This is a genomic window from Vibrio sp. OPT18, assembly GCF_015163615.1.
Taxonomy (GTDB): Bacteria; Pseudomonadota; Gammaproteobacteria; order Enterobacterales; family Vibrionaceae; genus Vibrio; species Vibrio coralliirubri.
The window spans coordinates 241,504-252,916 of the sequence record NZ_JADDYK010000075.1; the positions used below are offsets into that span (position 1 = coordinate 241,504).

Here is an 11,413-nt window from a genome sequence, read left to right on the forward strand (position 1 = left end):
CTTTGTTTTTGCCGTGAATGCCTTCACGCCACGTTTCATAGCCAGGGTGCTGTGCTTTTAGCATTGGCGCTTTAGATACTTTGTGCGTCCAATCTTTAAAGCCGATTCCATCGTAATACTCTTCCATTTGCTCAACACGAGTCCCTTTGTCCCAAGGGAATTTCACGCCTTTTGTTGGCCCTGTGAAGTAGTATTCCACATGACATTGAGCACAAACGGAAGCTTGTTGATCTAAGCGACCTTGGTCTTCAAACTTCTTACCAATCGCATCGAACGCACGTTCAACATAAGGACGCGTCACCTTCAGTGCTGGCTCACCATTTTTAAAGCCTTCGCTTTGGGTATCGTGACAGTCTGCACAGCCAATAGGATTCACAATCTCGTTGCCAAGACGTGCCCATTTACCTTCAAAGTAACCGTCTTCGCCACGCTCTTCGATAACACGTGCTACGTCTGGGCTTTTACAGCTCCAACACGCCATTGGCATAGGGCCTGAACTTTCGTCCGTTGGGCCGCCAGTACGAAGTGTTTGTCGTACATCGTCAATCGCATAAAAGTGACCACGTGCCTTGTTGTAATCTTTTGCGAAGCCGTAGCCAGCCCACATGATAACCATGTTGGGATCTTCTTTTAGTGCGTCTTCAATGGTTTCGCTTTCTGAAGTTTGTCTCCATGAATGATATTGATCTGGGTGGTTTTGCTCGAACTGATCGTTACGAGGATCGCCAATTTCTTTTTGTTCAGACGCAGCAAAACTGGTCGCGCTTGCTAATGACGCGCTAACCATTAATAGTGCTGTGACCGAATTACGTATCCAATGCTTTTTCACAGTGATATCTCCAATATACTGATTTTTATACCAAGCGTTGTGAGTTTGCTATTCAAATTAAGAACTGGAGAATTCCTGTTTATATTAATTCATAAACAAACACATTTTGTTACGTGTTGGATATAGATTGTCCCAGATCAATTAATGGCAGTGACCTTAGTCACGTTGAAGTTCATATAACCCTAAAGTGGTATTGGTGGTTAGTTTAATTAGAATTTAACTGAGAATTATTATCATATATAACAATCAATTACCTAAATTGACCATGATATAAATAGGGTGATTGCGTTCACAGATTAACCTATCGAAATTTCGTATTACCCAATTAGAGGTATATTCTAACTATAGAAAGCGTTGTGGCTTATCCAAAATAAGAATTGATATCATTTAAACGGTAATAATATCGTTTAAGGGTACTTTTGTTTAACCGGAATATTATTTAGTTGAGAGTTAAATAATGCCGGTATAAGGAAAGGATAAAATGGGCAATATTAAATTGGCCATAGTCATAATGCTTAAATCCCTTCTAGCATTCTGCCTCTATGGTTATTCCATTCATGCTGTTGCTGAGCCTGCTGTTACGCCAGTAGGGGAATCAACAAGACATGAAGTCGAATTAATCCGTGACAAAGACTACAAGTGTGTTCAGTGCCATAAAGATTCAAAAGAAACGGTATTGGGTTCACATGGTGAAAGTGCACACGCTTTGCTTGGCCGTGAAGTAAATTGTACCGACTGTCATAGTTCTATTAGCCCCGACCACCGCGAAGGCGCGCCTAAAGTGGTGAAGTATCGTGAGGCTCAATCACAACCAGGTACCGACAAGGTTTACCTAGATCCTAGCTTAATTTTAGATGCCAATAGCCAGTGTATCGATTGTCACACGCCTGATGATCTGCGCGAAGCGAGCTGGACCCACGACGTTCATGCGCAAAACTTAACGTGTTCAAACTGCCATGATGTTCATGCGACAGAAGCAAAGGTGTTGGGCTTAGATAAGAAGCAAACCATCAAGCTGTGTGTGGATTGCCATTCAGACTTCAACCAGAAGAAAGAAGGGGAGTAATCTATGAGCTGCTCAAGAAGAAACTTTTTAGCTGGCGCGGGTGCCGTTATTTTTACTACAGGTGTTGCGGGAACCGCAGCGGTGACAAGTCGTAAAACGTTGGCCAATGTTCAAGAGGATGGGGCTAAACGTTATGGAATGATTCATGACGAAACCGCGTGTATTGGTTGCACAGCTTGTACAGAAGCTTGTCGTGAAGTGAACAAAGTGCCTGAAGGCGTATCGCGCTTAGAGATTATTAAGAGCGAACCCCAAGGCGAATATCCCAATGTTGATTACCGTTTTACTCGTAACTCTTGCCAACATTGTGATAACGCGCCCTGCGTGATGGTTTGCCCAACAGGGGCGGCCTACAAAGATGAAAAAACCGGCATTGTCGATGTTCATCAAGAGAAGTGTGTTGGTTGTGGTTATTGCTTATTAGCTTGTCCGTATCAAGTGCGCTTTTTCCATCCAGAGAACAAATCCGCAGATAAATGTAACTTCTGCCGTGATACCAATCTTGCACAAGGGAAGTTACCGGCTTGTGTCGAATCTTGCCCGACCAATGCGTTAGTATTTGGCGATCTAAATGACCCTAAGAGTGAGATAAATCAGGTGCTTAAATCTGAGGTGGTTTACAGAGATAAAGCTTATCTCGGTACTCAGCCAAAACTCTATAAAGTGCCACACCAAAAAGGGGAGATCTGATTATGAGTGCATGGGACACAGCTTTTCAGTCTGGTACCGTGGTATGGGACTGGATTATAGCTATCTATCTATTTCTCGCGGGGATGTCGGCGGGTGCCGTAATGATCTCCATTTACCTAAAACGTAAGGTCATTGAAGGCGATCCTGCTCATAATGGTGTGTTAAAGGCGACCGCTTTTCTTGCGCCATTTGGGATCATTTCAGGCCTACTGATCTTGGTTTTCCACCTGACAAAACCGTTATCTTTTTGGAAGATCATGATCTTCTATAATCCGACGTCTGTGATGTCGATGGGTGTGATCTTATTCCAAGTGTATATGGTGATCTTATTTCTTTGGATCGGCATTATATTTAGAGATCAAATCGTCGTATTTTTAAATGGCCAAACATGGTTAAAAGGACGACTCGATTTCGTCGGTAACTGGATTGGCAAATTAGAAGTGTTTGAGAACGCTCTGGAAATATTCTTAGCTGTTCTTGCTCTAATGCTTGCCGCTTATACCGGGTTCTTGCTTTCAGCTTTAAATACCTTCCCACTGTTGAATAACCCAGTGCTGCCGATTTTGTTCTTATTCTCGAGCTTATCTTCGGGAGCGGCGGCGTGTATTTTATTTGGTGTGTTGGTCTTTAAAGAGTCACCTCATAGTCCGAGTATTTCATGGATCCATGGGTTCGAACGTCCGGTCGTGATGTTTGAATTGTTTGTTCTTATTACTTTCTTTACTGGGCTTATCTTCGCTGGTGGTCAAAGTGAGCAAGCAGTATGGAACGCAATAGGCAGTGGTTTCTGGGCGAGTTGGTTCTGGTATGGCGTCATCGGTGTTGGCATGGTTCTACCGTTGTTGCTGAATGCCGTTACACCAACCTCAATCCGCCATAGCTCGGTGTATATTTTCTCGGTGACTTCACTAAGCCTAATGGGCGTATTAATGCTGCGAACTTTTGTCCTTTATGCAGGGCAGTTAACGATAGCTTAATTTCGCTCAAGTTTGTTAGTGAGCAGATGTTGGATACTAAATATCTGCTTATTAATGAACATGTTCTTAATAAACATGAGATGCGTGTTTAGATCGGCTCTGCTCAGGTAGAGCCTTATTGAGGTGATATGGTCGGTTCTTTGGGGCTGTTTAGTTTGGTTTTGGTTGCTGTACTCAGCAGCGTTATTGGTGTGCATTCGTTTTACCAAATGCTTAATAAACGGACGCAAAATCTAGGTTTAATCCGCAGTTTCTCTATTTCAAGCGCGCTGTTTTCTCTCACTTCTGTCGTATTGCTTGGCTATGCCTTTGTCAGTGATGACTTCTCTATCTTATATGTCGCTGAACATTCAAATACTCAATTACCCTCATTTTTTAAGCTTGCAGCCGTATGGGCAGGCCATGAAGGTTCGCTGCTGTTTTGGGTACTGACGATCAGCGTCTGGTCTGGCGTTATCGCCTTACAAAAACACTATTCAAATGAATACCAAAGCCGTGTGTTGTGGGTGATGAATCTACTGCTCGCGATATTTGCTTGGTTCACCTTATTCGCATCAAACCCATTTGAAATGAACGCGACATTACCGCTAGAAGGGCGCGACCTTAACCCAATGCTGCAAGATGTCGGTCTGATTTTTCACCCTCCATTGCTTTACCTTGGCTATGTCGGCTTTTCTGTGGTGCTGGCATTTGCTGTCGCCGCTTTGCTGGTTGATCCTATTGAGTTTGATTGGGTTGCCCATTGTCGCAGTTGGTGTTTAGTCGCTTGGATCTTTTTAACCGCAGGGATCATTCTTGGTTCTTGGTGGGCGTATTACGAATTAGGTTGGGGCGGCTGGTGGTTCTGGGATCCGGTTGAGAATGCCAGTTTGTTGCCGTGGCTTACTTCGACCGCTTTACTGCACAGCCTAGGTGTTGCAAAGGGCAAACGGCAGTTGTTGAAATGGTCTCTCAGTCTCGCTTTCATTACGTTTTGTTTGAGTATCTTGGGCACCTTCATTGTGCGTTCTGGCGTACTCACATCGGTACACGCTTTTGCCGTCGACCCAACCAAAGGGATTGCACTGCTTCTTATACTAGTTCTGGTACTGGTGAGCTCATTTTCTCTGCTCATCGTCAGAGGAGAGTTTTTTGAATCTAATCCGATTACTAGCTTCGCCAGCAAAAGCTTTTTGAGCTTAGTTGCGGTGCTTATTTTTGTTCTCGCGACTGCTGTCGTGGTGTTCGGCACGTTTTATCCCATGGTCTTTGAGTTGCTTGGCCTAGGAAACATCTCGGTTGGTGCGCCTTACTTTAATCTCTTGATTGCACCTTTGGCTTTGCTCGCGTTAGCCGTCGTCGGCCTTGCCCCATTGCTGAGCATTAAGCCTCAAGCGTCGAAAGGCGTTATTACGTTGATCGCTCTAGCATCTATTGGTATCGGGTTCGCCTGTTACGCTTTGCAAGTAGAGAAGATTCAAGTGATGGCACTAGTGACATGGTCACTCGCATTTTGGGTTTTACTCACTCATGTGTATGGCTTGGTGGTAACGCGCAGTTCCAAGTTCCAACGCAAAGTCTGGGTGATGACCTTTGCTCATGTTGGGGTAGCAGTGTTAGCGGTCGGTGCTGCCATGAATAGCTACCACTCGTTTGAGCGCAGCTATAAGCTAAGCCCGGGCGTAGAAGTCGAATTCATGGATTGGACGCTTTCTCATCGTGATACGGAGCTGTATGTCGCTTCAAACTTTACCGCAGAAAAAGCGATACTCAACCTAGAGTTTGGCGAGCAGCGCTTTTCTATAGCACCGGAAAGAAGACATTACCAAGTTCGAGTCATGAATATGAGTGAACCCGCAATGAAATGGTTTTGGCATGGCGATGTTTATATCACCATGGGCGAGAAAGTCGATTCCACCGCTTACGCATTTCGTGTTCAGTATAAGGCGTATGCGCGCTGGATCTGGTTTGGTGGGCTGTTCTCCATTATCGGCGCTTTGCTCTCATTGACTCATCGTAAAAAGAAAACCGTTAAGGCGTCTCAGTATGCATACCAGCGTTCGTAACAAGCTAATTAGTCTAATTGCCTTAGCATTGATTGTGGTGCTGGGGTTTGTCTTTGCGCTTGATAATAAGCAGCAGTCGACCATGGTGTCTGAACAACAAAGGGCATTTCCAGAATTTACATCGAGTGCGTTAGTAAATAGTGAAGGCGTCAGTGGTCAGCAGAAAATTACGCTCGCTGATGTCACGCAGCACCCTTATCAACTGGTTAATGTGTGGGCTTCTTGGTGCGGGATATGTAAAACCGAACATTCATTTTTGCTTCAACTTCACGATAAAGGTATTCCCATCGTTGGGCTTAATTATCGAGATAACTCCGGGGCTGCGATTAACGTGTTATCGAACGATGGCAACCCGTACTTAACTGTGATCAGTGACCCTCAAGGCAAGTTAGCGTTAGAGTTGGGTGTAATCGGCACACCTGAAACGTATTTGGTTGATGCCAATGGCCAGATCATTAAAAAGCTATTGGGCGTGATTAATGAAACGGTATGGAAAGATGAGCTTGCGATGTATTTTGATGGTGTGAATGGATGATGAAGTCTCTAATACAAACCTTGTTTATGCTGTCAGCTCTTGTAGTGATTAGCCTTCCTAGTGTGGCTGAAGACCTGTTTACTGCCAGTAACAAAGAGACGAGTATTCAAGTTGAACTGTTTGAGTTTGAAAACCCAGAACAACAGCAACGTGCTATTAGCTTGGCGAAAACGTTACGCTGCCCACAATGTCAAAACCAAAATCTGATCGAATCCAACTCACCAATAGCAAAAGACTTACGCCTTGTTGTGTTCAATATGGTGAAAGCAGGGAAGAGTAATAGTGAAATTACTCAATATATGACGGAAAGATTTGGTGAGTTTGTACTTTATAAACCGGCAATGACGGCTTCAAATCTATTACTTTGGTTGCTACCGAGCCTATCACTTCTCTTATTTATATATTTATCAGTAAAAAGTGTTGGGAAGAGCTCATAAAAATTGTGTATTACTGTTTACCAATTGACCTGTATTTTGTAACATTAACCGATTATAAAGGCTAAGCACTGCTATATAAGGATGTATCTGTGGATAACGTAATCTCAAATTTAAAGAAAGAGTTCCATACTCATGTCCAGTCAGATAAATGGGCAGAGAGATACAGTGCTAAGTCGAGCATTTCTACGCTTACGCAAGAAGAGCTAACCGAATTAGAGAATGCTTGGGTGCAACTTGTCATCTGGAAGCAAACTCAAGTAAGTTGAGCGTTCTGTAAAAAAGTGTAGTTTTAGCCGCAACTGTTTAATTTATAACCCCATGTTGGTCATCCCAATGTGGGGTTTTTTCTTACTTGAAAAATAATTGTTATGTTATAACAATTTGTGCAAGGTCGACCTTGAAAAAAATTGTTAACAGCCTCATAGTGTCTATCATTAGATAGTTAGCTACAAAATATTGCCTAGACATATAATGTAGCGTCGTTAAATACATCGAATTTTCAAGTGAGTATAGCTATGGCGGAAGTACGTGCCAGAATAGATTTCAAAGTAGGGGCAACAAGCAGTATTGATGCTGAACTTCTGTCTTTTCATGGGTTGAAAACAGATAAAGAGCATGTTGCTGTGATATTTAAATCAGCAGACAAGACACAAGACATACCTCTTGTTCGTATGCACTCTGAGTGTCTTACTGGTGATGTTTTCCATTCTTCTCGCTGTGACTGTGGTGAGCAGCTAGACGAAACCATTAGAATTATGGGTGAGACGGGTGGCGTGATCCTTTATCTTCGTCAAGAAGGTCGTGGTATTGGTTTGTACAACAAAATCGATGCGTACCGTCTGCAAAGCGAAGGCATGAACACTTATGAAGCCAACAACCACCTAGGTTTTGGCGATGACCTACGCGATTTTACTGAAGCTGCTGAAATGCTACGCGCTTTAGGTACCACAAAAATCCGCTTAGTCACCAACAACCCTAAGAAGATCAATGAGCTAAAATCCTTTGGTATTGAGATTGAAGAAGTGGTGAATACCTCTGCTCATATCAAATCGGGTAATGAAAGCTACCTAAAGGCGAAAGTCTCACACGGTAAGCATAACCTGGATATCTGATTAGCCTCCTTTGTTGCGCATAACACAAAAATGTTCAAAGACCTCACAAATGTGAGGTTTTTTTGTATTTATCTTGCAATAAAATTGTAAGTTTGTATTATTCCAATCCGTAGTGTAAATGATAATAGTTTGCACTATTACTACGAATAATAATTTAAAGCTCAACAAGGATGCTTCATGACCATTAAATCTTTAGTGACAAAAGCCGTAACTTCGTCACTCATTTTTGCCTCTGCTTCTTCTTTCGCAGCAGTAACTCAAGATCAAGTTGTAGAACATTACGCAGATATTGCGCATGCAGTGTTTGCAGATTCAGTAATTACAGCAAAAGCGTTGAACTCTTCTATTGATACCTTCTTAGCTTCTCCTTCTGCTGGCAACTTCGAACAAGTAAAACAAGCTTGGCTTGAGTCTCGCGTACCATACCAACAGTCAGAAGTATTCCGCTTCGGCAACGCTGTTGTTGATGATTGGGAAGGCCAACTAAACGCATGGCCACTAGATGAAGGCCTGATTGATTACGTTTCGACTGATTACCAATATGAACTTGGTAACGAAGGCGCTAGCGCAAACATCGTGGCTAATAAGACTTTCCAAATTGGTCAGACTACGGTTGATGCAACTAACATTACTCCAGAGCTAATCGCAGACTTGAACGAGATCGGCGGTTCTGAAGCGAACGTAGCGTCTGGCTACCACGCAATTGAATTCCTACTTTGGGGCCAAGATTTAAACGGTACAAACAGCGGTGCAGGTGAGCGTGCTTACACTGATTTCGTTGTTGGTGCTGAGTGTACTAACGGCAACTGTGACCGTCGTGGCGCATACCTAAAAGCATCAGCTGAGCTACTTATTCAAGACCTAGAGTGGATGGAAAAGCAGTGGGCTGAAGGCGAGAAAGGCAACTACCGTCAAGAGCTTCTTTCTGAATCTAGCGAGAATGGTCTTCGTAAAATGCTGTTCGGCATGGGTTCACTGTCTCTAGGTGAGCTAGCGGGTGAACGTATGAAGGTTGCACTAGAAGCAAACTCTACTGAAGACGAGCACGATTGTTTCTCTGATAACACGCACAACTCTCACTACTACAACGAGCAAGGCATCTACAACGTTTACACGGGTCTATACAAGCGTGAAGACGGTACTCTGCTTTCAGGTCCAAGCCTGTTCGACCTAGTAGAGCAAAAAGATGAGCAAGCTGCGAAAGAGATTCAAAAGCAGTTTGACTTAGCGCGTGCACAAGTAGGCGAACTAGTAACGTCTGCAGAGAAAAACAACCAGCACTTCGATCAGCTAATCGCTGCTGACAACGCTGCGGGTAACGCACTAGTTAACAAAACAATTGTTGCGCTAGTATCTCAAACAGCTGCTATTGAGCGTGCTGCGGGTGTGATTGGCATTGATAGCCTAAACCCAGACACAGCGGATCACGAGTTCTAAGAACCCGAGCGAACACAAATATAAGGGCTCTCATAGGGCCCTTAATTGTTTGCTAATTAAGAAAGTCATTTCCACATAAAAACTAAAATCAAAAACACAGCAAGGCAATGTATGAAGTCGTATCTCTCAGCCTCACTATTAACCGCACTGTTTTTCTTATCTCCGCTACACGCCCATGAAACCTACTCTGGTGGCAAAACGACCGTGAAGAAAGAGGGAGCGAACGCTTTTTCTCTTCCTGCTGCCAATTTACCCATGAGTAAACGCTTAGATTTCAGCGTAGGTAACAGCTTTTTTAGAAACCCTTGGGTACCCGCGCCTTCATCAACCGATGCTCGTGATGGACTTGGCCCACTGTTCAACACCAACGGCTGTCAAAATTGCCACATCAAAGATGGCCGTGGTCACGCGCCAGAAAAAGGCGATGAGAATGCGGTTTCAATGCTGGTTCGCTTAAGCATTCCAGCAGAAACGCCAGAGCAGAGACAAGCCTTCATTCGTGATGGCGGTATTCCAGAACCGACCTACGGTGGCCAGCTACAAGATTTTGCGCTTCAAGGTGTAAAACCAGAGGGCAAAGTGAATATTAGCTACACGGATGTTCCTGTTGAGTTCAAAGACGGCACTGTCGTTACTCTGCGTAAACCTATTTTAAAGATTACTGAACTTGCTTTCGGTGAAATGCACCCTAAAACAGAATTCTCAGCTCGAGTCGCGCCGCCAATGATTGGCCTTGGTCTGCTTGAAAGTATCCCACAAGAAACGATTCTAGGATTTGCAGAGCAGCAATTGGCTGACAAGCAAGGCGTGTCGGGTAAAGCTAACTATGTTCTTGATGTTCAAACCAATGAAATGGTGCTAGGTCGTTTTGGTTGGAAAGCTGGGCAGCCAAACTTAATGCAGCAAAACGCGGCGGCATTTAACGGCGACTTAGGCCTGACAAGCAGTTTATTCCCGAATGAAAACTGCACATCAGCGCAATCAACCTGTGATGATTTCCCAAATGGTGGCGAGCCAGAAGTTAGCGACAACATCTTAGATTTTGTTGAGTTCTATTCGCAGCATCTCGCGGTACCTATTCGTCGTAATGTCGAGAACCCAGCGGTTGTTCAAGGTAAAAAGCTGTTTAAAGAGATTGGTTGTCAAAGCTGTCACCAAGCTGAAATTCGCACAGCAGAACGTGAGGGTCTGCCTGCTCTTTCGAAACAGTTGATTAGCCCATACACCGATATGCTTTTGCATGATATGGGTGAAGGTTTAGCCGACAATCGCCCTGAGTATCTTGCCAATGGTCAAGAGTGGCGTACCACACCACTTTGGGGATTAGGTTATACCAAAGAAGTGAACGGTCACACATTCTTACTTCATGACGGTCGCGCAAGAAACGTTATGGAAGCGGTACTTTGGCATGGTGGCGAAGCAGAAATGGCAAAACAAAAAGTATTAGCTTTGAGTCGCAGTGAACGCGAAGCACTACTAGCGTTTTTGGACTCATTATAGGCTGTCTTAAATTCAGTTAAGCCAACGGCTTAGTTACTTAAGAAAGCGCTAACAAAAGACTGACTACCGCTGAACTTCTAGTAATAAGAGGTCAGCGGTCGTTTCATATTTATTGAACTCATATAATTAAAAGAAAAACTAGGAAGTAAGGTAACAGCATGGCACATAAATTTTTGTTAATGCCTTTATCGGTATTAGTCATAGCAGGCTGTCAATCATCGGGTGAGCAAGCCGCTTCATCTGAGGTTAACGGTGTCTCTTATCAAGCAGACACAACCAATCATATTAGTCGCAGTGTTTATCAGCAGGAGTTTGATTCTGCCGTCCTATTCGCCAAGCAAGCCAACGAGCTGGAAGTCTTGATGCAAGGGTACTGCCAAACTAATGATGTTGAGTTAGATGCTTTGAAAAATCAGTGGCAGCTCACCATGAACAGTTGGATGGCACTGCAAGGACAAGAAAGAGGCCCAACGGCGGCACTTGAAGAGAGCTGGAATGTTCAATTCTGGCCAGACAAAAAAAACACCACCGGCCTAAAAATGCGCCAGTTGACTCAGCAAGATAAAGCTTGGTCTCAAGATGAAATTGCTCAACAGAGTGTGACGGTTCAAGGACTAGGTGCGTTGGAATGGTCGCTTTATGACGAACAATCTCCACTACTGCAAGATAAAGCGTCTGGCTGTCTATCTTCACAAGCTATCGCACAAAACTTGGCAATGAAATCGGCCTCTATTGCTGAGGCTTGGCAGGTTAACCCTTGGTTAGCGTTAGACGAGATGCGTTGG

The 11,413-nt window shown here is 43.9% G+C and carries 12 protein-coding genes; 11 read left to right on the forward strand and 1 reads right to left on the reverse strand.

Going from position 1 to position 11,413, the window contains the following annotated elements; translation table 11 throughout:
• A partial coding sequence (locus IQQ51_RS27440) for an ammonia-forming cytochrome c nitrite reductase subunit c552 (protein WP_322632758.1) occupies positions 1–829 on the reverse strand: 829 nt, incomplete at its 3' end.
• Between the two features lie 481 nt (positions 830–1,310).
• Here IQQ51_RS27440 and nrfB point away from each other — a divergent pair.
• The 11 genes from nrfB to IQQ51_RS27445 form a co-directional block, all read left to right on the forward strand.
• A complete protein-coding gene (nrfB, locus tag IQQ51_RS20570; protein WP_193841982.1) occupies positions 1,311–1,895 on the forward strand; it encodes a cytochrome c nitrite reductase pentaheme subunit in 585 nt (194 codons plus the stop codon).
• A 3-nt stretch (positions 1,896–1,898) separates the two neighbouring features.
• Complete coding sequence (gene nrfC / locus IQQ51_RS20575) at positions 1,899–2,585, forward strand: cytochrome c nitrite reductase Fe-S protein (RefSeq protein ID WP_048613593.1); 687 nt, start codon at positions 1,899–1,901, stop codon at positions 2,583–2,585.
• A 2-nt stretch (positions 2,586–2,587) separates the two neighbouring features.
• The gene (nrfD, locus tag IQQ51_RS20580; RefSeq protein ID WP_193841983.1) at positions 2,588–3,562 is read left to right on the forward strand and encodes a cytochrome c nitrite reductase subunit NrfD; all 975 of its coding nucleotides are present in this window, start codon (positions 2,588–2,590) and stop codon (positions 3,560–3,562) included.
• A 128-nt stretch (positions 3,563–3,690) separates the two neighbouring features.
• Entirely contained in the window at positions 3,691–5,607 is a 1,917-nt protein-coding gene (locus IQQ51_RS20585) for a heme lyase CcmF/NrfE family subunit (RefSeq protein ID WP_193841984.1), read from the forward strand.
• Positions 5,588–6,142, forward strand: coding sequence for a DsbE family thiol:disulfide interchange protein (locus IQQ51_RS20590; protein WP_048607192.1), 555 nt, complete (start codon positions 5,588–5,590; stop codon positions 6,140–6,142). The genes IQQ51_RS20585 and IQQ51_RS20590 overlap by 20 nt, the downstream gene beginning before the upstream one ends.
• Positions 6,139–6,579: a cytochrome c-type biogenesis protein CcmH gene (locus IQQ51_RS20595; protein ID WP_193841985.1), complete on the forward strand. Its 441-nt coding sequence runs from the start codon at positions 6,139–6,141 to the stop codon at positions 6,577–6,579. Before IQQ51_RS20590 ends, IQQ51_RS20595 begins: the two co-directional genes overlap by 4 nt.
• Positions 6,580–6,668: 89 nt before the next feature.
• Positions 6,669–6,845, forward strand: a complete 177-nt coding sequence (locus tag IQQ51_RS20600; protein ID WP_017060980.1) for a hypothetical protein — start codon at positions 6,669–6,671, stop codon at positions 6,843–6,845.
• 249 nt (positions 6,846–7,094) lie between these two features.
• The gene (locus tag IQQ51_RS20605; protein WP_017632055.1) at positions 7,095–7,691 is read left to right on the forward strand and encodes a GTP cyclohydrolase II; all 597 of its coding nucleotides are present in this window, start codon (positions 7,095–7,097) and stop codon (positions 7,689–7,691) included.
• 177 nt (positions 7,692–7,868) lie between these two features.
• The gene (locus tag IQQ51_RS20610; RefSeq protein ID WP_017063566.1) at positions 7,869–9,128 is read left to right on the forward strand and encodes an imelysin family protein; all 1,260 of its coding nucleotides are present in this window, start codon (positions 7,869–7,871) and stop codon (positions 9,126–9,128) included.
• Positions 9,129–9,239: 111 nt separating this feature from the next.
• The gene (locus IQQ51_RS20615; RefSeq protein ID WP_193841986.1) at positions 9,240–10,628 is read left to right on the forward strand and encodes a di-heme oxidoredictase family protein; all 1,389 of its coding nucleotides are present in this window, start codon (positions 9,240–9,242) and stop codon (positions 10,626–10,628) included.
• Between the two features lie 158 nt (positions 10,629–10,786).
• Positions 10,787–11,413, forward strand: a 627-nt coding sequence (locus IQQ51_RS27445; protein ID WP_322632759.1) for an imelysin family protein, incomplete at its 3' end; no start/stop codon positions are given.

Coding starts and splice junctions, on each gene's coding strand:
- nrfB (WP_193841982.1), top strand. CDS start 1,311: ATGGGCAATATTAAATTGGCCATAGTCATAATGCTTAAATCCCTTCTA.
- nrfC (WP_048613593.1), top strand. CDS start 1,899: ATGAGCTGCTCAAGAAGAAACTTTTTAGCTGGCGCGGGTGCCGTTATT.
- nrfD (WP_193841983.1), top strand. CDS start 2,588: ATGAGTGCATGGGACACAGCTTTTCAGTCTGGTACCGTGGTATGGGAC.
- IQQ51_RS20585 (WP_193841984.1), top strand. CDS start 3,691: ATGGTCGGTTCTTTGGGGCTGTTTAGTTTGGTTTTGGTTGCTGTACTC.
- IQQ51_RS20590 (WP_048607192.1), top strand. CDS start 5,588: ATGCATACCAGCGTTCGTAACAAGCTAATTAGTCTAATTGCCTTAGCA.
- IQQ51_RS20595 (WP_193841985.1), top strand. CDS start 6,139: ATGATGAAGTCTCTAATACAAACCTTGTTTATGCTGTCAGCTCTTGTA.
- IQQ51_RS20605 (WP_017632055.1), top strand. CDS start 7,095: ATGGCGGAAGTACGTGCCAGAATAGATTTCAAAGTAGGGGCAACAAGC.
- IQQ51_RS20610 (WP_017063566.1), top strand. CDS start 7,869: ATGACCATTAAATCTTTAGTGACAAAAGCCGTAACTTCGTCACTCATT.
- IQQ51_RS20615 (WP_193841986.1), top strand. CDS start 9,240: ATGAAGTCGTATCTCTCAGCCTCACTATTAACCGCACTGTTTTTCTTA.